The organism is Sinomonas sp. P47F7 (genome assembly GCF_049332655.1).
Taxonomy (GTDB): Bacteria; Actinomycetota; Actinomycetes; order Actinomycetales; family Micrococcaceae; genus Sinomonas.
The window spans coordinates 3,835,261-3,853,607 of the sequence record NZ_CP186327.1 but is presented as its reverse complement, the minus strand read 5'-3'; the positions used below and the strand labels follow the sequence as shown (position 1 = coordinate 3,853,607).

Genomic DNA, 18,347 nt, shown 5'->3' with positions numbered 1-18,347 from the left:
GCCGCGCGGGCGGCGGCGGGCGTGCCGCGCCTGGGGCGTACGGGAGGAGGGACTGGTTGAGCGTGTTGCCGCCTGTGCTCTCGACGAAGCAGTCCACCCGACGGTCGCCGCCGGTCCACCCTTCCTGGGTGGGGACGACCGTGCGCTGCTTGAGCTTGCTCGTATCCTTCGGGAGGTTGAGCTTGGTCTGGCGGCACAGTTCCGCTGCGCGTGTGTCGAGCGACTCCTTGCCGGGGTAGGCATCGGTTGCCGCGTACGTCGCCGTCGCGACGAGCTGGGCGGAGTGCGCGTCGGCGCACGAGACGGCGCGGTTGGTGTCCGCGCTCGCGTCGAAGTCGGGGAAGCAGTCGCCCACCGCATACTTCGAGGCGGACGTGACTCCCTCGGCGAGAGGCTCGGGGCCGCCGTGCTTCGCCGTGAGCGTAGCCACGAGCGCCCACAGGACCAGAAGAACGACGACGGCGCCCCCGAGCGTCGTGATGCGGCCCCACGGCGTGGCGCGGAAGGGGCGCCTCCTTCTGATGCGTCGGGGGCGTCCGGGAAGGGGTGGTTGGCGGGGTGCGGCGGCCTGCTGATCCCCCGGGTAGTGGCCTTGGGGACCGTACACGCTCGTCATGCCGTAATGTGCCCTTCCATCGTGCTCTCGGGACTTCCCGGACCCGGTGTTCCAGCGCTGTTTCGACCACCCGCGCGAATACGCAGGCGGTCGCGATTACATGTAGTCTAGACCTACGACAAATTGATCAATGACTCCGGGGCCTCGCGAGCCTGCCTTCGCGACTACCTCCGGGACGAGGCAAAAGAGGGGGTCACGCCATGGGGCGCGGCCGTCAAAAGGCTAAGGCAACCAAGCAGGCTCGGGACATCAAGTACTACAGCCCGACCACTGACTATGCGGCACTTCAGCGCGAACTGGGCGCTTCGAACAGCCACCCGCATCATGACGCAGACGATCTCGAGCCGGACTACTCCGACTACGAGGACAAGTATGCGGATCAATTTGACGACGACGAGGACTCCCGGCAGACCGGCTGACGCCCGCTCATGAGCGAGGTCACCGATCGCAGGGACGATCCGTCGGTAGTGCGAGCCCATGCGGCCGCGCTGCGATCGATCGCCCGCGAGGTCGTTGAGACGGTCGAACCACAGGATCCTTCAGAGGCCCGCGCTGGCCTTCTGTCGATGCTGCGCGGCGGGGGAGTCATGGCCTTGACCGGTGCAGGCGTCTCGACCGCGTCTGGGATCCCCGACTACCGAGGTCCGGACGGTTCGTGGCGCAAGCACCGGCCCATGACGTACCAGGAGTTCCGCCACGATCCCGCGGCGCGGCACCGGTACTGGGCGCGGAGCTTCGTGGGGTGGCGGCACATCGACCGGGCGCGGCCCAACCGGGCGCATCGGACGCTCGCGCAGCTCGAAGCGGCCGGGGTCGTGCTCGGGGTCGTGACTCAGAACGTGGATGGACTTCACGCCGCGGCCGGCTCGCGCAACCTCATCACGCTGCACGGCGACCTCGACAAGGTCGTCTGCCTCAATTGCGGCAACGTCGAGGGGCGGTCCAATCTCGACGAGCGTCTCACGCAAGCCAATCCGGGATACGCCGAGGCCGTGCGCCTCGATCCCGGGACGGTGAACCCCGACGGCGACGTTGAGCTGCCGCAGGTCTGGGTAGACCGCTTCCGCATGGTGGGGTGTCTTGTCTGCGGTTCCGTCGAACTCAAGCCCGACGTCGTGTACTTCGGCGAGAGCGTCCCCGTAGACCGCAAGGAGCGGGCTGCGACGATTCTCGCCGAGGCGAGGAGCCTCCTCGTGCTCGGCTCGTCTCTCGCGGTCATGAGCGGGTTCCGGTTCGTGCTCGATGCTGTCCGGGAGGGCAAGCCCGTGGGGATCGTGAACGCGGGCCCGACGCGCGGCGACAGCCGGGCGCACTGGCGGTGGCGGGCGGACGTCGGCGAGGCCCTCACAGACTTGGCCGGGAGCCTCTAACCCACTATGGAGTGCCGGCCCCGCCGGCGTTGAGGTGCACGAAGTCGATGTCGAAGTCGTGCTCCCACTCGCCCCCGGCTGAACGCTTCTCCCACGTCCCGCTCATCGTCCGGTGGTCTTCGGCGACTTGAGCTTCGAACCGCTGCGAGAATGCTGGGTCGTCCCTCCACACTCGCCACACGTCTTCCTCGAGGCTCATGCGGTACACGCGCGAGACCCCTCGGGCGTCGGTGTAGAGGACCGTGTACTCGGGCCGGCAATCGTCCCTGCCGATGACCCATCGCGCGGCGGCCGGTGCATCGGGGTCGATGAACTGCCGCATGACGACGAGCGAGCCCTCCTCAAGCAGCCCGAACTCGGCCCGGCCGACGGCCGTCTGGCCTGGATCGGGGAGGAAGTCGGCGTTGGAAAGCGTCATCTCCCAGACGCCGAGGAAGAACGCGATCTCGTCGAGGGCAGGGTTCCGCGGTGCTTCGGTCATCTCCGGCCTTTCGGGACGGACGGGACATCTGTACCCGAGACGGGGTGGGCCGTGAGTTGGTGTACCCGAGACGGCTAAGGGCGCGGCGGTCAGGCGTAGGCGTTGACGAGGCGGACAGCCCCGCCGTCGACGCCCTTCGCACCCTGCACGTAGTCGGGATCGCCCGCGGAGGCATTGGCGGTAGCCGATGAAGAAACAGGGTCGTCCGCTCCCACGGTGCCCATCGCCCAGGCCTGCACGCCGCGCTCGGCCAGGCGCGCGAGCGCCGCGTCGGCGGCGCTCGGCGCCACGATCGCGACCATGCCCACTCCGAGGTTGAGCGTCCGCTCGAGGTCGGCCTGCGGGACCCCTCCGAGCTCGGCCACGAGCTTGAAGACGGCGGGGAGCTCCCACGTGGAGCGGTCGACGGTCGCGAGCAGGCCCTTCGGCAGGACGCGCGCGAGGTTCGCCGCGAGGCCGCCGCCCGTCACGTGGCTGAAGCCGCGCAGCGCGAGATCCGCACCGCCCGCCTCGCCGTTGAGCGTCCGCACGAGGTCGAGGCAGTCGGCCGCGTAGACGCGGGTGGGCTCGAGGAGCTCCTCGCCGAGGGTCCGGCCGAGCTCGGAGACCTGACGGTCGAGCGCCCAGCCCGCGTGGTTGATGACGCGGCGCACGAGCGAGTAGCCGTTCGAGTGGATGCCCGAGGACGCCATCGCGATCACGACGTCGCCCGAGCGAACCCGCTCGGGGCCGAGCAGCGCATCGGCCTCGACGACGCCCGTGGCCGCGCCCGCGACGTCGTACTCGTTCTCACCGAGGAGGCCGGGATGCTCGGCAGTCTCGCCGCCCACGAGCGCCGTGCCCGCCTGGGCGCACCCCGCCGCGATGCCGCGCACGATGTCCGCGATCCGCTCCGGCACGACCTTCCCGCACGCGATGTAGTCCGTCATGTACAGCGGCTCGGCGCCCACCACGACGATGTCGTCCACGACCATGCCCACAAGGTCGAAGCCGATCGTGTCGTGGACGTCCATGGCCTGCGCGATGGCGACCTTCGTGCCCACGCCATCCGTCGACGTCGCGAGCAGCGGGCGGCGGTACGTGAGCAGGCGGCTCACGTCGAACAGCCCCGCGAAACCGCCGACGCCGCCCAGCACCGAGGCGTTGTGCGTCGCCTTGACTGCGTCCTTCATGAGTTCGACGGCGCGGTCCCCGGCTTCGACGTCGACGCCGGCGGCGGCATAGGTGATGCCGGCCGGCTGTGCGGTGGGCGGCTGGGTGGGGGAGTTCATACAGTGGCCTCGCGGTCTTCCGGGGTCAGCAGGGATTCGAGTTCGGAGCCGGGGCCGGGATCGCAGCCGGCGGCGCCGGGGCGAATGCCGGGATCCTCGTCGTCGTTCGGCTCGGTCCGCGGGCCGTCCCCCGACGCCCCGTCCCGCTCGAGGAGGTTCTTGCCGAGCTTGTCCGCGCTCGGCAGCGCGATCGGGTACTTGCCCGTGAAGCACGCCGTGCAGAGCCGCTCACGGGGCTGCTGCGTCGCGGTGATCATGCCCTCCTCGGAGATGTACCCGAGCGAGTCTGCGCCGATGGCCTGGGTGATCTCCTCGACAGTCGCGCCGTTCGCGATGAGCTCGGCGCGCGAAGCGAAGTCGATGCCGTAGAAGCACGGCCACTTGACGGGCGGCGAGGAGATCTTGATGTGGACCTCCTTCGCGCCGGCTTCCCGCAGCATGCGCACGATCGCGCGCTGCGTGTTGCCGCGCACGATCGAATCGTCCACGACCACCACGCGCTTGCCCCGGATCACGGACTCGAGCGCGTTGAGCTTGAGCCGGATGCCGAGCTGGCGGAGCGTCTGCGAGGGCTGGATGAATGTGCGGCCCACGTACGAGTTCTTCACGAAGCCGTGCGCGAACGGGATGCCCGACTCCTCGGCGTAGCCGACGGCCGCGGGCGTGCCGGACTCGGGCACGGGGATCACGATGTCCGCCTCGTGGCTGTTCTCGCGGGCCAGCTGGCGGCCCATCTCGACGCGGGATTCGTAGACCGAGCGGCCCGCGATGCTCGCGTCGGGACGCGCGAGGTAGACGTACTCGAAGACGCAGCCGGCCGGCGTCGCCTCGCCGAAGCGGTGCGTGCGCACGCCCTTCTCATCGATCGCGATGAACTCGCCCGGCTCGATTTCGCGGATGAAGCTCGCGCCGACGGTCGCGAGAGCGGACTGCTCGGAGGCGACCACCCAGCCGCGCTCGAGGCGGCCGAGACACAGGGGGCGGATGCCGTACGTGTCACGTGCCGCGTAGAGCGTGCCCTCGTCCATGAACACGAAGCAGAAGCCGCCGCGGATCTTGGGGAGGAGCTCCATCGCGGTCTCCTCGAGGGTATGGCCCCGCTCGCCCGCGAGCAGGGCCGTGACGAGCGCCGTGTCCGACGTGTTGCCCTGCTTCATCTCGCCGGTGAGGTGCCCGCCCGTGAGCTCCTCGATCATGTCGCGGAGCTCGGCGGTGTTCGTGAGGTTGCCGTTGTGGGCGAGGGCCACCGTGCCGTTCGTCGTCGCGCCGAGCGTCGGCTGGGCGTTGGCCCAGTGGCTCGCGCCCGTGGTCGAGTAGCGGCAATGCCCGACGGCGATGTGCCCCGTGAGCGTGTTGAGCGTGGATTCGTCGAAGACCTGGGAGACCAGGCCCATGTCCTTGTACACGCTGATGCGCGTACCGTCGCTCGCCGCGATTCCCGCGGATTCTTGGCCGCGGTGCTGCAGGGCGTACAGGCCGTAGTAGGTCAGCTTGGCGACTTCTTCGCCGGGCGCCCATACGCCAAAGACGCCACAGGCGTCCTTGGGGCCTTTGTCGACTGGATCTAGGTCAAGTGAGAGGAGTCCGTCACCGCGTACCACTGGTCAATTGTCTCATGGCCGCGGGGCCCGGCCGGATCACTGCGCCTCGGGCTCGCCCTTGCCGCCGTCGCCCACTTCGGGGGCCTCTGGAGCCTCCTCCTCCTCGGGGAGTTCCTCGACGTAGGCCTTGCGCGAGCGCGCCACGCTGATGCGGTCCAGGACGAGGACGACGACGCCGCCCAGCAGCACGCCGGCGGCCCCGAACAGCACAAGGAAATAGCCGAAGACCGACTCGCGCGTGTACCCGTCCGGGACCGTTCCCAGGTACCCGACCGCGAGCGCCACGACGGCCCCGACCAAGCCGCCCGCAACCAGGAACGGGACGTACTTGGGGGCGCGACGGACCGTGATCTCGCGCGTGTGACGGGGCTCAGAAGGCATATTTCAAGGGTACTCACTTCTCACGGACCCGCCCGCCCACCCGGACCCGCCCGCCGAACCGTACCCGCCCGCCGACCCGGACCCGCCCACCGGCTCAGTGCCCGTGGGCGCCGCTCGCGGTGTCGACGGGTACCTCCTGGCCGGCCCTGTCCAGGATCTTGCCGTTCTCGCAGCGATCGCCCTCCTCAAGGGCATCGAGGACCACGACCGGGATCATGCGCGTCGGCGCGGCCGCGAAGACGGAGGGGTTCTCCTCCGGGTTGCCCCGCTTGAACACGTTGAACAGGAGGTTGAGCAGCACGGCCATGAGGGCGGCCGAGCTGATGCCGGAGTCGAAGATGACCTGGAACCACGTGGGGAACTTGGAGTAGAAGCTCCCGTTGACCACCGGGATGAGGCCGAACGCGATCGACGTCGCCACGATGATGAGGTTCATGTTGCCCTTGTAGTCGACCTTCGCGAGCGTCCGGATGCCCGACGCCGCGACGGTGCCGAACAGGACGATCCCGGCGCCGCCGAGCACGGGCATCGGGACCGCGGCCACGACCCTGCCGAGCACGGGGAGCAGGCCGAGCAGCACGAGGACCACGCCGCCGGACGCGACCGCGAACCGGCTCTTGATTCCCGTCACCGCCACGAGGCCGACGTTCTGCGCGAACGCGCTCTGCGTGAACGAGTTGAACACGGGCGAGACGGCGGAGGAGAGCATGTCCGCGCGGAGTCCGTTCGCGATGCGCTTCGAGTCGATCTTCGCGCCGGCGACCTCGCCGACCGCGAGGATGTCCGCGGTCGTCTCCGTGAGGATCACGAGGATCACGATGACCATCGAGATGATCGCGGCGGGCTGGAACGTCGGGAGGCCGAAGTGGAACGGCTCGGGGAACGCGACGATCGGCCCGTTGCCCACCTGCGAGAAGTCCGCCTTGCCGAGGAAGACCGCGATGACGGTCGTGATCACGATGGCCAGAAGAATGGACAGGCGCGAGACCATGCCGCTCCCGAGCTTGCTCAAGGCCATGATGATCACGAGCGTGAGCGCCGTGAGGCCGATGTTCGACGGATCGCCGTAGCCGGGGGCCTTCGCGTTGCCGCCGAGCGCCCAGTTCGCCGCGACGGGCACGAGCGAGAGGCCGATCGTCGTGATGACGACCCCGGTCACCACCGGCGGGAAGAAGTGGACGATCCGCGCGAAGAACGGCGCGATGACGAGGCCGATGAGCGAGGCGACGATCACGGCGCCGAACACGGCCTGGATGCCGCCACCACCGCTCACGATTGCGAGCATCGTCGCGACTGACGCGAAGGAGACGCCCTGCACGAGCGGGAGGCGTGAGCCGAAGAACTTGATGCCGAGCGTCTGCAGCATCGTCGCGAGGCCGCCGATGAACAGGCAGGACGTGATGAGCAGCGCGACGTCCTGGGCCTTGAGGCCGGCGGCCGCGCCGACGATGAGCGGCGGGGCGATGATGCCGCCGTACATCGTGAGGACGTGCTGGAAGCCGTACGCGAACGCCGTGGCGATCGGGAGCTTTTCGTTCTCGGGGCTCTGGACCTGAGGGCTCGGAGCGGGTGGGGTGGATGCGGTCTTTCGGGACATAGCGGACCTCCTTGTCAGCTTTGGTTTCCGAGTGCGCAACTAAGGGCGGACGACGGCGGCCAGGGAGTGCCGCCGTCGTCGTACGGGTGGGTGGGGTGGGTGAGGAAGGTGGGGCGGGTGAGGACGTGGGCGAGAAATTCAGCCGGGGCTCAGCAGAAGCCGGCGATGCCGTCCCACGCGTTTCCGGCGTCCGAGATCGTCTCGCGCTGGAAGTTCGCCTCGATGAGGCCGTACGGGCGGTCGGCCGCGTAGAAGACCTCGCCGGGGTTGTCGAGCCCGAACGGCGTCAGGTCGACGAGGAAGTGGTGGTTGTTCGGGGTCGAGAAGCGGATCTCGTCGATCTCGGGGTGCGCGTCGAGGACCTTCTGGGCCATCTGGAAGAGCGTCTGCTGGAGCGCGTAGGAGTACTCCTCGGAGAAGCCCTCGAGCAGGAGCGCCTTGACGTCGTCGTACGCCTTGTTGAAGTCGACGGTGCCGTTCGCGATCGCCTCGTTGTTGTAGCGCCAGCGGGCGGAGACGTCGGTCGCGAGGATGCGGTCGGTGGTCTCCGCGAGGGTCGTGAAGCGGTCCTTGGGGTAGCCCACGAAGCCGGACTCGGTGGACTTGAGGACCGTGAGGTCGTTCAGGCCCGAGATGACGTAGACGTTGTCGCCGTCCTTCGTCACGACCGCGTTGCGGACCTCCTGGCCCTTGCGGACGAACGAGTGGTCGTGGCCCTCGCCGTGCGCGACGATGCGCTCCCACGCGAACTGCTCGGCCTCCCAGCGGCCGCCCGTGACCCACTCGAACTCGGACGTGAAGTGGTTCGCGAGCCGGATGAGGAACTGCTCGGGGGAGCCGATCCCGTCCCGGGCGAAGCCGTAGACGGTGTTCTTCTGGGTGTCGGTCGGGACCACGTGGGCGTTGTCGCCGTCGAAGTGGGCCGCGGCGAAGTCGCCGCGGAGCTGCGACGTGACGTTGAGGTCCTCGATCTCGTGGCGCGCGGTGTCGCGGGTGATCTTGACGACGCGGACCTCGGCTTTGCCGTACTGGTTCTTGCCCAGGACGATCTTGCTCTCAGACATGGGTTAACTCCCTCGGTAAGTTGAGAAGGCGAATGGACTCAGCAGGAGCGGGACGTGGTAATGCGCCTCGTTCTCGTTGACTATGAAAGTCAGAGAAACCTCCGGGAAGAAGGTCTCCTGCCCGATGCCGGCGAAGTAGGCTCCGGTCGCGAACTGGAGGCGGTATTCGCCGCTGGTCAGTCGCTCCGGGCCGAGGTCTTTCACCCGCCCGTCGGCATCGGTAGTGCCCGTTCCAATCTGGAACCATGCCTCGCCGTCGCGGGCGTAGAGTTCGACGGCGACACCTGCGGCCGGCTTGCCTGCCGCGGTATCCAGAATGTGGGTGGTCACATGGGAGACGCTCATGCGTTCATGGTCCTCTCGAGTCGCAGCACCGCGATCTCGCGGAGCTGTTCGGCGACGATTGCGTCCTCCTGCTCGGGCGTGTGGCCCAGGCGTTCCTGGAGGGCGGAGAGCATCTCCTCGGCCGAGCGGCCGGCGGCGCGGATCAGGAAGACCCGGCCGAATTTCGCCTCGTAGGCCCGATTGCCTTCGGCGAGCGCCGTGATCGTGGCGTCGTCGCGGGGATCCACCCCGGACTGCTCGCTGCGGGACATCGAGGCTTCGGTGGACTTGCCGGCCGCGTTCTCGCCGATGCGGGGGTGGTGCGCGAGCGCACCCTCGAGCTCGTCGGCGGTGAAGGGCTTCGCTGCGCCGCGGGCAGCGTCGAAGAGGGCGTCGAGGCTCGCGAAGGGGCGGCCTGCGGTGATCTCTTCGATCCAGCGGGGGACGTCGAGGCACGGCTTCAAAAGCTCTCGTGCCTGATCGGCGGGGGCGGCGTTGAACTGTTCAAGCAACATGGCTTGTCGGGTCCTCAACTGCTCAATGCTGGCATCCACGGTGACGGCTATACGGAACGTCGGTTTCTTAGGTTCCGCATCGTGGAACTGTTATTTCAGCATGTGTAAATATTCTGGCCGGGGCCACTGTGATTGTCAACACCCTAGTGCGTGACGGGGTTCGCTCGCGTGGTGCCGTCCGTGCTCCAGTCCGTTTCTTCGGCGGCCGTATCGGTGTCCCGCCGAAACGCGCCGCGATCTGACTGGTTGGGAAAGCACAACCGGACAGGAGCACGGGCGCGGAGGCACAAAGGGGCCCCGGACGCACGGTCCGGGGCCCTGGGGGGCGAGGCGCGGCTCAGACGCCGAGGCGGTCCCGCAGCGCGGCGACGTGGCCGTCCGCCTGGACGGAGTAGTCGATCGACTGGATCGAGCCGTCCGGTGCGACGACGGCGGTCGAACGCAGGATGCCCTCGACCACCTCGCCCTTCACGATCTTCTCGCCCCACGCGCCCCACGCCCTGGCGACGGCGGCGCCGTCGTCCGCGAGGAGCGGGAACGTGAGGCCGAAGTCGTCGGCGAACGAGGCGATGTCCTCGACCGGGTCGGGCGAGATCCCCACCACGCTCACGCCGGCGGCGTTGAGCGAGTCGAGGCTGTCGCGGAAGTCGCACGCCTCGGTCGTGCAGCCGGGCGTGGCGGCCTTCGGGTAGAAGTACACGACCACGCGGCGTCCCCGGTAGTCGGAGAGCGAGACGTCCTTCCCGGACGCGTCGGGAAGCGTGAAATCGGGGGCTAGCTGCCCGGAAGCGAGCTTCGTGGTGGTTGTCATGGTTCCTCCTCCAGCAAAGGGTCAGGCCGTGCCGCGGCGGATCAGGCGGCCCTTGGGCTCGCTGAAGTCCACCTCGGTGCCGCGCACGAAGGTGCGGCGCACCACGCCGGACAGGGTCTTCCCCTGATACGGCGTGATGTGGTTCTTGTGGTACAGCTTGTCCGCGTCGACGACAAATGCCTGGTCGGCAGCGAAGATCGCGAGGTCTGCATCGTACCCGGGCGCGAGCGTGCCCTTGCGCTGGAGGCGGGCGAGCTCGGCGGGCTTGCGGCCCATCCACTCGACCACGCGCTCGAGCGGGATGCCCCGATGGCGCGCCTCCGTCCAGATGATCGGAAGGCCCAGCTGGAGCGACGCGACTCCGCCCCACGCGACCCCGAAGTCGCCGTTTTCGAGGTCCTTGAGGTCCACGGTGCTGGGGGAGTGGTCGGAGACGATGCAGTCGATCACGCCGTCCTCGAGGCCCTTCCACAGGAGTTCGCGGTTGGACGCCTCGCGGATCGGCGGGCAGCACTTGAAAGCCGTGGCGCCGTTCGGGATCTCCTCCGCGAGCAGCGTGAGGTAGTGGGGGCACGTCTCCACGGTGAGCTTGACGCCGTCGCGCTTGGCGGTGGCGATCATGGCGAGGGCGTCCGACGACGAGAGGTGCAGGATGTGCGCCCGCGCACCCGTCCAGCGGGCCCGCTCGATGACCTCGGCAATGGCGACGTTCTCCGCCCCGCGGGGCCTCGAGTGCAGGAAGCTCTCGTAGACGTCGCCCTCGGGGTTCGGCGCTCGGTCGATCGCGCGCGAATCCTCCGCGTGCACAATCATGAGCCCGTCGAACGAGGCGATCTCGGCGAGGTCCTTCTCGAGCTCGTCGACCTCAAGGTGGGGGAACTCGTCCACCCCCGAATGCAGAAGGAAGCACTTGAAGCCGAACACGCCCTCGTCGTGGAGGGCGCGGAGATCGCCCGTGTTCCCGGGGATCGCGCCGCCCCAGAAGCCCACGTCCACGAACGACTGCGTCTCCGCGGCCGCTCGCTTGAGCCGGAGCGCGTCGACGTTGACGGTCGGCGGGATGCTGTTGAGCGGCATGTCGATGATCGTGGTCACGCCCCCCGCGGCGGCGGCCCGCGTCGCGGACGCGAAGCCCTCCCACTCCGTGCGGCCGGGCTCGTTCACGTGGACGTGGCTGTCCACGAGGCCCGGGATGAGCGTCTCGTCGTCCGCGAGCTCGATGATCTCGCGGCCGGCCAGGCCGTTCCCGAGCGGCTCGAGCGCGACGATGCGCCCGTCCACGATGCCTACCTCCCGCGGCGCGATCCCCGCGGTGGTGAGGACGCGCTGTCCGCGGATGACCAGATCGAATCCGGCGTCAGTCATCGCACAGACTCCTTCCTGCTGTGAGTGTCAACGTTAGTGAGGCCCCCCGACGTTCCCGCAAGGCCCCCGGCCTTGAGCTGCTGCCCGATGAGCCGCCCCGCGTCGCGGACCAGGCGCCGCGCGTCCCGGAGGCAGACCTCGACGTCGGGTTCGAGGTCGGTGAGCGCGTGCACGGCGGAGAAGCCCGCGGCGGCCCGCGCGGCGGCGTCGAGCTGGGTGCGCCCGCACACCGCGATCACCGGTACGCCCTGCGCACGGGCCTCAGCGGCGACGCCGACGGGCGCCTTGCCCGCGAGCGATTGGGCGTCGAGGCTGCCCTCGCCCGTGATCACGAGCGCGGCGCCGGCGAGCTTCTCGCGCAGCCCCGTGAAATCGACGACGACGTCGATGCCCCGCCGCCGCTGGGCGCCCACCGCGAGGGTCGCGTACCCGACGCCCCCGGCCGCGCCCGCGCCGGGGGCCTCCTTCGCGGCAGCGGCTTTCGGTCCGAGGGCGGCGCCGAGGACGCCGGCGAAGCGCGTCAGGGCGGCGTCGAGGTCTGAGACGTCCTGCGGCGTGGCCCCCTTCTGCGGGCCGAACACCGCGGCGGCGCCTCGCTCGCCGAGAAGGGGATTGTCGACGTCGGCCGCGAGCACGAGCGTCGTCGTGTCCAGCCGGGCGTCGAGCGCCGAGAGGTCTGCCTCAGCGAGCCGCGCGAGGGCCGCGCCCCCGAGCGGGAGCTCGTTGCCGCCGTCGTCCGTGAAGCGCGCGCCGAGTCCCTGGAGCATGCCCGCGCCGCCGTCGGTGCACGCGCTCCCGCCGACGCCGAGGATGATGTGGCGCGCTCCCGCGTCGAGTGCGGCGCGGACGAGCTGGCCCGTGCCGAGGCTCGTCGCGTTCCGCGCGTCCCGGACGCCGCCCGGGAGGACGTCGAGGCCCGAGGCTGCGGCCATCTCGACGACGGCGCGGCCGCTCTCCGGATGGACCGCGAAATCGGCCGTGAGCGGCTGGCCGGTGGGGCCCGAGACGCGCGCTCGGCGCGGGAGGAACCCTGCGCCGAGCGCCGCGCTCACGGTGCCCTCGCCGCCGTCGGCCACGGGGACCAGGACGAGTTCGGCGTCGGGGAGCTCCTCGCGAAGACCCTCCGCGAGCGCCCCCGCGACCTCGTGTGCCGAGAGGGTGCCCTTGAACTTGTCCGGGGCGAGGACGATCTTGGTGGGCTTCACGAGAAGGTGCCCGCCTAGTCGAGCAGCGCGACGATCGCGGTCGGGGCATCCTCGCGGCGCTCCGCGAGGTCCTCGAACTCGACCACGTTGTCGAGCTCGGTGCCCATCGCGATGTTCGTGACCCGCTCGAGCATGGCCTCGACCACCACGGGCACCTTGTACTCGGCCATGAGGGCGCGGGCCTTCTCGAAGGCCGGGCCCAGATCGTCCGGGTGCTCCACGCGGATGGCCTTGCAGCCAAGGCCCTCGGCCACCTTGACGTGGTCCACGCCGTAGCCCTGGGCCCGCTCCGAGCCGGTCGCGTTCACGTTCTCGAACGCGAGGGACACGTGGTAGTCCATCTCGAAGCCGCGCTGCGACTGGCGGATGAGGCCCAGGTACGAGTTGTTCACCACGACGTGGATGTACGGCAGCTGGAACTGCGCGCCCACGGCGAGCTCCTCGATCATGAACTGGAAGTCGTAGTCGCCCGAGAGTGCTACAACGGTCTCGCCCGGCTTGCCGCGCACCACGCCGAGGGCCGCAGGGCCCGTCCAGCCGAGCGGACCCGCCTGGCCCGCGTTGATCCACTTGCGCGGACCGAACACGTGGAGCAGCTGCGCGCCGGCGATCTGCGAGAGGCCGATCGTCGTGACGTACGTCGTCTCGGGGCCGAAGGCCTTGTTCATCTCCTCGTAGACGCGGAACGGCTTCATGGGCACGTTGTCGTAGTGCGTCTTGCGCTGGAGGCGGCCGCGCTTGTCCTGGGCGGACTCGGCCCAGGCCGAGTAGTCCGGGAGGCTACCGGCGGCCTCGCGCTCGCGGGCCACCTCGAGGAGGGCCTCGAGCGCGAGGCCCGCGTCCGAGACGATGCCGAAGTCCGGGGAGAACACGCGGCCGATCTGGGTCGGCTCGATGTCGATGTGCACGAACTTGCGGCCCGCGGTGTACTTCTCGATCGATCCCGTGTGGCGGTTCGCCCAGCGGTTGCCGATGCCGATCACGAAGTCGGACTCGAGGAACGTCGCGTTGCCGTACTTGTGGCTCGTCTGGAGGCCCACCATGCCCGCCATGAGGCGGTGGTCGTCCGGGATGGCGCCCCAGCCCATGAGGGTCGGGACCACCGGCACGTTGAGGAGCTCGGCGAGCTCGACGAGCTTGTCCGCCGCGTCCGCGTTGATGATCCCGCCGCCGGCCACGATGAGCGGGCGCTCGGCGGCGGTCAGCATGTCGAGGGCCTTCTCGGCCTGCTTGCGCGAGGCGCGCGGCCGCTCGACGGCGAGCTGCTCGTAGGCGTCGATGTCGAACTCGATCTGGGCCATCTGCACGTCGAACGGCAGGTCGAGCAGCACCGGGCCGGGGCGGCCCGTGCGCATGAGCTGGAACGCCTTCTGCACGGCGCCGGGGACCTGGCCGGGCTCGAGGATGGTCATGGCCATCTTCGTCAGCGGCTTCGCGATGGACTCGATGTCCACGGCCTGGAAGTCCTCCTTGTGCAGCTTCGCGACGGGCGCCTGGCCCGTGAAGCACAGCATCGGGATGGAATCGGCCTGGGCCGCGTAGAGGCCCGTGATCATGTCGGTTCCGGCCGGGCCGGACGTGCCGAGGCACACGCCGATGTTGCCGGCCTTCGCGCGGGAGTAGCCGTCCGCCATGTGCGAGGCGCCCTCGACGTGGCGGGCGAGCGTGTGGCGGATGCCCCCGTGGGCCTTCATCGCCGAGTACAGCGGGTTGATCGCGGCGCCGGGCAGGCCGAACGCCTCGGTGGCGCCTTCCTTCTCCAGGATGGCCACGATCGCGTCGACAGTGCGCATCTTTGCCATGTCGGTGCTCCTTTAGTTCTTGCCGGAGAGCTCGTTGGTGAGCTTGAAGAGGCCGGAGTGGTCGAGGCCGCCGTCGCCGCGGGCGACGAGGGCGGACACGAGCTGGGCCACGGCCGCGCCGAGAGGCACGACGACGCCGGCCTCGCGGGCCGCGGAGGTGACGATGCCAAGGTCCTTGTTGTGGAGGGCCAGACGGAAGCCGGGGTCGAAGTTGCGGCTGAGCATCTTCTGGCCCTTTTGGTCGAGGACCTTGGATCCGGCGAGGCCGCCGCCGAGCACCTTGAGCGCGGCGTCGGTGTCCACGCCGTAGGCCTCGAGGAAGACGATGGCCTCGGAGAGCGCCTGGATGTTGACGGCGACGATGAGCTGGTTCGCGGCCTTGACCGTCTGGCCGGAGCCGGAGGGGCCGACGTGGACGATCGTCCTGCCGACGGCGTCGAGGACCGGCTTGGCCGCCTCGAAGTCCTCGGCGGAGCCGCCGACCATGATCGAGAGAACCGCGTCGATGGCCCCCTGCTCGCCTCCCGAGACCGGGGCGTCGAGCGGGCGGATGCCGACGGCGCGGGCCTCCGTGGCGAGGCGGGCGGCCACGTCGGGGCGGATCGACGAGGCGTCGATCCAGAGGGCGCCGGGCTTCGCGTTCGCGAAGACGCCCTCGGGGCCGCTCACGACGCCCTCGACGTCGGGGGAGTCCGGGACCATCGTGACGATCACGTCGGCGTCCTTGACGGCGTCCGCGATGCTCTCGGCGCCGCGTCCGCCCTCGGTGACGAGCTTGGCGATCTTGTCAGAGCTGCGGTTGTAGCCCGTGACCTGGTGGCCGGCCTTGACGAGATTCACGGCCATGGGAAGGCCCATGATTCCGAGACCGATGACTGCGACGTTGCTCATGTTCTCTCCTGGAGGTGCGGGGAGGGCGGGTGGGGGCTGGAGTAGCAGGTTCTGGTGGGCGCGACGGTCAGCCGGCGACGGGCCGGATGGCCCACTTGAAGGCCTCGGCCGCGGGGGCCTTGTACTCGAGGCCGATATAGCCGGAGTAGCCCAGCTCGCGGGAGCGCGAGATCCACTCTCCGAGCGGAAGCTCGCCGGTGCCGGGGGCCCCGCGGCCCGGGTTGTCGGCGATCTGGATGTGGCCAAAGTCCTTCGCGTGGCCCTCGATGACGGCCGCGACGTCGTCGCCATTGACCGCGAGGTGGTAGAAGTCCGCGAGGAGCTTGACGTTGTCCACGCCCGCCCCCTCGGTCCTGCCGATGACGGCGAGCGCGTCCGCGGCGGTCTTGAGCGGGTAGGCCGGGGTGCCGGAGACGGGCTCGAGCAGTACGGTGCCGCCGATCTCGGCGATGCCCTTGGCCGCCGCCACGAGGTTCTCGAGCGCGAGCTCGTCCTGCGCCTCGGGGGTGGAGTCGGCGAGGCGGTTGCCGTAGAGGGCGTTGAACGCCTTCGTGCCGAGCCGCTCGCCGATCGCGGCGACGACTGCGATGTTCGCCTTGAACTCGCCCCCGCGGCCGGTCCAGGAGACGAGCCCGCGGTCGCCGGCGGGCATGTCGCCCGCGAAGAAGTTGAGGCCGCTCAGCTGCACGCCGGCGTCCCGGATCGCGGAGACGAACGCGTCGACGTCCTTGTCGGCGGGCACCGCCTCCGCGAAGGGCCACCAGAATTCGACGGCGTCGAAGCCAGCGGCCTTCGCGGCCGCCGGGCGCTCGAGCAGCGGAAGCTCGGTGAGGAGAATGGAGCAGTTCACCGTGTACGTCATTGTCAGGGCCCTCTCGACGCGACTTTCGTATTGCGGAAGAAGATTTTCTCTTGATGAAAGTGTAGAACCGAGGGCGGAGCCGGGTCAACCCGGTATACCGCTCCGGTTCCCTGGGCTGCGTCGCCGGCTTCCCCGGTTTCCACGCAGGCTTCCCCGCGTCGTGGGCCGGCTTCCCCAGGTTCTATGCCGGCTTCCCTAGCTTCACAGCGGACGACGGCAGGCCAGCCCGCGATTCCGGGCGTCACCGAGCGCGCGGGTCGCCGAAGTCGGGGAGGCCGGCGGAGAAGTCGGGGAGGCCGGCGGAGAAGCGGGGGAGCCCGGCTTACGAGATGGGGAAGTTGGCGACCGCCGGCGCCCCACCGTGGGCTGTCGGCCGCGCCGGCCGGCTCCCCAGGAGCGTGCGCGTGAGCGACTCGGACTCCGCCATGAGCGCCGCCGCCGCGGCGCCGAGGTGACGGTCGCCCGGCTCCGCGCCCTCCTCGGCCGCGCCCAGGACCGCCCGCCGGACGAGCTCCTTGGCGAGCGACGCCGTCGTCCCTTCGAGGAGGTGGGCCGCGCGGTCGAGCGCGTCGTCGGAGAAGCCCAGCCCGCCTCCATACAGCGCGACGAGGGCGCGGCGCTCGGCGAGCCCGGGCAGCGGGAGCTCGACCGCGAGGTCAACGCGGCCCGGCCGCTGTGCGAGCGCGCGCTCGAGCACTTCGACGCGGTTGGTCGTGAGGACGAACGCGACGTCGGCGTCGCCGTCGAGCCCGTCGAGGGCGTCGAGGATCTCGAACAGGAGGGGCTGCGGCATGGGTCCGTAGCTGCGATCCTCTGCGACGAGGTCCACGTCCTCGAGGACCACGATCGACGGCGTGAGTGCGCGCGCCATCTGCGCCGCATCCGTCACCCGCCCCAGGGAGCGTCCGGCCATCATGAGTACGGTCGTCCCCTCGGACGCCCCGATGAGGTGCCGCACGGTGTGCGTCTTGCCGGTGCCGGGCGGGCCGTAGAGCAGGAGCCCGCGCTTGAGGTGCTGCCCGTGGGCCTCGAGCATGGCCGCGTGCCGGCCCACCCCGAGGGCGTGCTCTCGGATGCGCGGGAGGACCTCGGGCGGGAGGATGACGTCCGCCTCGGAGACCTGCGGCCGCTCGACGAACGTGATCCCCGCGGGAGTCGGTGCGCGCCCCGGCCCGAAGCCCGTGATCGAGAGGAGGATCACCTGGCCCTTGAAGATGCTCTCGCGCTCGAGCCGCCCGCGGAGCTCCGCGAAAAGGCGGGACACGGCGTCCTCATCGCCGGCAATGACCTCGAGCGAAGGGATGAACCGCTGCTCGTTGGGCGACGCGCCTCGCTGCAGGACTGCCACCGGCATGCCGTTGTAGCGGAAGAGGCGGAGGCCGAAGAACAGCGTGCGGCGCTGCTCGCTGGGGCCGATGGGCTCGTTCGAATAGTCGGGCTGGGAGACGACCGAGAACGCACGGCCGATGCCGCTGTCCACCATGCCTCGCAGATCCGCGTGCATCCGCATCTGGCCGCCCCCGACGCCCCCGACGCCGAGGACCCGCGCAGACGGATCTCGGCTCGCGATCTCGTCGAGCACCACGTCGGTGTCGACGAGGCGGTGCAGCTGAATCGGCTCGATGACTACGGCGAGTTCGCCGGGGTCCGCCCCGAGGTGCTCGGCCACGACGTCGCGGACCGAAGGCCCCGATCCGCCCCGCCCGCGCTCGGCTGCAAGCCGCACGAGGTCCCCGAAATCGTTGATGAACCTCCCCAAAGCTTCATCCATGGGGCCGAGCCTAGCAGTGACCTGCGCCACTGGCGTGTCCCTCCCCGGGGGACCACAATGGCCACATGGCCAGCTATGTGGGTGCCGAGCGAGCCTCGAGCACAGACCCTAGAGACTGGGGGCGGGCCTTGGCCGTTGCTCTCGAGCGGCTCCTCGAGGCCGCGCGCCTCGACGGGCATTACGCGGAACACGAACATCTGTACGGCGAAGACCTCGTCCTGCGGATCGAGGAAGACGGCGACGGCGCCAACGTCACCGTGCGCTGGGTCCCGACAGGGAACAGCGGCGCGGACGACGGCGACGTGGACGACGGCGAGAAGCTCGCCGTCTGATCTGGCTCGCCTCGGCGAGCCTCCCGGCGGCGTTCGCGCAGGCCGGTCCTTGAGGCGCGCCCAAGACTCGGGGCATGGCCCGGCGCGG

18 protein-coding genes and 1 pseudogene are annotated in these 18,347 nt (G+C 69.8%); 3 read left to right on the top strand and 16 right to left on the bottom strand.

Annotated features, from left to right (window positions below; genetic code table 11):
• Positions 1–127: 127 nt before the first annotated feature.
• Positions 128–616: pseudogene (locus ACOKR1_RS18075) on the bottom strand (septum formation family protein); the annotation flags it as partial.
• 200 nt (positions 617–816) lie between these two features.
• On the opposite strand from ACOKR1_RS18075, the gene ACOKR1_RS18070 reads away from it, so the two are divergent.
• Positions 817–1,035 (top strand): DUF3073 domain-containing protein, encoded by a 219-nt coding sequence (locus ACOKR1_RS18070; protein ID WP_422934289.1) that lies wholly within the window; start codon positions 817–819, stop codon positions 1,033–1,035.
• Between the two features lie 9 nt (positions 1,036–1,044).
• Positions 1,045–1,986 (top strand): NAD-dependent protein deacetylase, encoded by a 942-nt coding sequence (locus ACOKR1_RS18065; RefSeq protein WP_422934288.1) that lies wholly within the window; start codon positions 1,045–1,047, stop codon positions 1,984–1,986.
• Positions 1,987–1,990: 4 nt separating this feature from the next.
• Here ACOKR1_RS18065 and ACOKR1_RS18060 read toward each other — a convergent pair whose 3' ends face one another.
• From ACOKR1_RS18060 to ACOKR1_RS17990, 15 genes are all read right to left on the bottom strand, one after another.
• Positions 1,991–2,467 carry a hypothetical protein gene (locus tag ACOKR1_RS18060; RefSeq protein WP_422934287.1) on the bottom strand — a complete coding sequence of 159 codons (477 nt, stop codon included), beginning with the start codon at positions 2,465–2,467 and terminating at the stop codon, positions 1,991–1,993.
• Between the two features lie 89 nt (positions 2,468–2,556).
• Positions 2,557–3,738 (bottom strand): phosphoribosylformylglycinamidine cyclo-ligase, encoded by a 1,182-nt coding sequence (gene purM, locus ACOKR1_RS18055; RefSeq protein WP_422934286.1) that lies wholly within the window; start codon positions 3,736–3,738, stop codon positions 2,557–2,559.
• Entirely contained in the window at positions 3,735–5,339 is a 1,605-nt protein-coding gene (gene purF, locus ACOKR1_RS18050; protein ID WP_422934285.1) for an amidophosphoribosyltransferase, read from the bottom strand. Before purF ends, purM begins: the two co-directional genes overlap by 4 nt.
• A gap of 36 nt (positions 5,340–5,375) precedes the next feature.
• Positions 5,376–5,720 (bottom strand): hypothetical protein, encoded by a 345-nt coding sequence (locus ACOKR1_RS18045; RefSeq protein WP_422934284.1) that lies wholly within the window; start codon positions 5,718–5,720, stop codon positions 5,376–5,378.
• 94 nt (positions 5,721–5,814) lie between these two features.
• The gene (locus ACOKR1_RS18040; protein WP_422934283.1) at positions 5,815–7,317 is read right to left on the bottom strand and encodes a nucleobase:cation symporter-2 family protein; all 1,503 of its coding nucleotides are present in this window, start codon (positions 7,315–7,317) and stop codon (positions 5,815–5,817) included.
• Between the two features lie 149 nt (positions 7,318–7,466).
• Entirely contained in the window at positions 7,467–8,381 is a 915-nt protein-coding gene (gene pucL, locus ACOKR1_RS18035; RefSeq protein ID WP_415855397.1) for a factor-independent urate hydroxylase, read from the bottom strand.
• 3 nt (positions 8,382–8,384) lie between these two features.
• Complete coding sequence (gene uraH / locus ACOKR1_RS18030; RefSeq protein ID WP_422934282.1) at positions 8,385–8,726, bottom strand: hydroxyisourate hydrolase; 342 nt, start codon at positions 8,724–8,726, stop codon at positions 8,385–8,387.
• A complete protein-coding gene (gene uraD / locus ACOKR1_RS18025; RefSeq protein ID WP_422936683.1) occupies positions 8,723–9,238 on the bottom strand; it encodes a 2-oxo-4-hydroxy-4-carboxy-5-ureidoimidazoline decarboxylase in 516 nt (171 codons plus the stop codon). The genes uraH and uraD overlap by 4 nt, the downstream gene beginning before the upstream one ends.
• Before the next feature lie 319 nt (positions 9,239–9,557).
• Positions 9,558–10,031 carry a thioredoxin-dependent thiol peroxidase gene (gene bcp / locus ACOKR1_RS18020; RefSeq protein ID WP_422934281.1) on the bottom strand — a complete coding sequence of 158 codons (474 nt, stop codon included), beginning with the start codon at positions 10,029–10,031 and terminating at the stop codon, positions 9,558–9,560.
• 21 nt (positions 10,032–10,052) lie between these two features.
• Positions 10,053–11,396: an allantoinase AllB gene (gene allB / locus ACOKR1_RS18015; protein WP_422934280.1), complete on the bottom strand. Its 1,344-nt coding sequence runs from the start codon at positions 11,394–11,396 to the stop codon at positions 10,053–10,055.
• A complete protein-coding gene (locus ACOKR1_RS18010; protein WP_422934279.1) occupies positions 11,393–12,601 on the bottom strand; it encodes a glycerate kinase in 1,209 nt (402 codons plus the stop codon). The genes allB and ACOKR1_RS18010 overlap by 4 nt, the downstream gene beginning before the upstream one ends.
• A gap of 14 nt (positions 12,602–12,615) precedes the next feature.
• The gene (gene gcl / locus ACOKR1_RS18005) at positions 12,616–14,403 is read right to left on the bottom strand and encodes a glyoxylate carboligase (protein WP_422934278.1); all 1,788 of its coding nucleotides are present in this window, start codon (positions 14,401–14,403) and stop codon (positions 12,616–12,618) included.
• A 12-nt stretch (positions 14,404–14,415) separates the two neighbouring features.
• Entirely contained in the window at positions 14,416–15,294 is an 879-nt protein-coding gene (locus ACOKR1_RS18000; RefSeq protein WP_422934277.1) for a 2-hydroxy-3-oxopropionate reductase, read from the bottom strand.
• A gap of 67 nt (positions 15,295–15,361) precedes the next feature.
• On the bottom strand, positions 15,362–16,156 hold the full coding sequence (locus tag ACOKR1_RS17995; RefSeq protein ID WP_422934276.1) for a hydroxypyruvate isomerase family protein: 795 nt from the start codon (positions 16,154–16,156) through the stop codon (positions 15,362–15,364).
• Between the two features lie 322 nt (positions 16,157–16,478).
• Positions 16,479–17,927, bottom strand: coding sequence for an AAA family ATPase (locus ACOKR1_RS17990; RefSeq protein WP_422934275.1), 1,449 nt, complete (start codon positions 17,925–17,927; stop codon positions 16,479–16,481).
• A gap of 128 nt (positions 17,928–18,055) precedes the next feature.
• Here ACOKR1_RS17990 and ACOKR1_RS17985 point away from each other — a divergent pair, with 128 nt between their 5' ends.
• Entirely contained in the window at positions 18,056–18,259 is a 204-nt protein-coding gene (locus ACOKR1_RS17985) for a hypothetical protein (RefSeq protein WP_422934274.1), read from the top strand.
• Positions 18,260–18,347: the final 88 nt, after the last annotated feature.

What these genes read in the sequence shown, in the direction of transcription:
- ACOKR1_RS18070 (WP_422934289.1), top strand. Translation starts at nt 817, where the DNA reads ATGGGGCGCGGCCGTCAAAAGGCTAAGGCAACCAAGCAGGCTCGGGAC.
- ACOKR1_RS18065 (WP_422934288.1), top strand. Translation starts at nt 1,045, where the DNA reads ATGAGCGAGGTCACCGATCGCAGGGACGATCCGTCGGTAGTGCGAGCC.
- ACOKR1_RS18060 (WP_422934287.1), bottom strand. Translation starts at nt 2,467, where the DNA reads ATGACCGAAGCACCGCGGAACCCTGCCCTCGACGAGATCGCGTTCTTC.
- purM (WP_422934286.1), bottom strand. Translation starts at nt 3,738, where the DNA reads ATGAACTCCCCCACCCAGCCGCCCACCGCACAGCCGGCCGGCATCACC.
- ACOKR1_RS18045 (WP_422934284.1), bottom strand. Translation starts at nt 5,720, where the DNA reads ATGCCTTCTGAGCCCCGTCACACGCGCGAGATCACGGTCCGTCGCGCC.
- ACOKR1_RS18040 (WP_422934283.1), bottom strand. Translation starts at nt 7,317, where the DNA reads ATGTCCCGAAAGACCGCATCCACCCCACCCGCTCCGAGCCCTCAGGTC.
- pucL (WP_415855397.1), bottom strand. Translation starts at nt 8,381, where the DNA reads ATGTCTGAGAGCAAGATCGTCCTGGGCAAGAACCAGTACGGCAAAGCC.
- uraH (WP_422934282.1), bottom strand. Translation starts at nt 8,726, where the DNA reads ATGAGCGTCTCCCATGTGACCACCCACATTCTGGATACCGCGGCAGGC.
- bcp (WP_422934281.1), bottom strand. Translation starts at nt 10,031, where the DNA reads ATGACAACCACCACGAAGCTCGCTTCCGGGCAGCTAGCCCCCGATTTC.
- allB (WP_422934280.1), bottom strand. Translation starts at nt 11,396, where the DNA reads ATGACTGACGCCGGATTCGATCTGGTCATCCGCGGACAGCGCGTCCTC.
- gcl (WP_422934278.1), bottom strand. Translation starts at nt 14,403, where the DNA reads ATGGCAAAGATGCGCACTGTCGACGCGATCGTGGCCATCCTGGAGAAG.
- ACOKR1_RS18000 (WP_422934277.1), bottom strand. Translation starts at nt 15,294, where the DNA reads ATGAGCAACGTCGCAGTCATCGGTCTCGGAATCATGGGCCTTCCCATG.
- ACOKR1_RS17995 (WP_422934276.1), bottom strand. Translation starts at nt 16,156, where the DNA reads ATGACGTACACGGTGAACTGCTCCATTCTCCTCACCGAGCTTCCGCTG.
- ACOKR1_RS17990 (WP_422934275.1), bottom strand. Translation starts at nt 17,927, where the DNA reads ATGGATGAAGCTTTGGGGAGGTTCATCAACGATTTCGGGGACCTCGTG.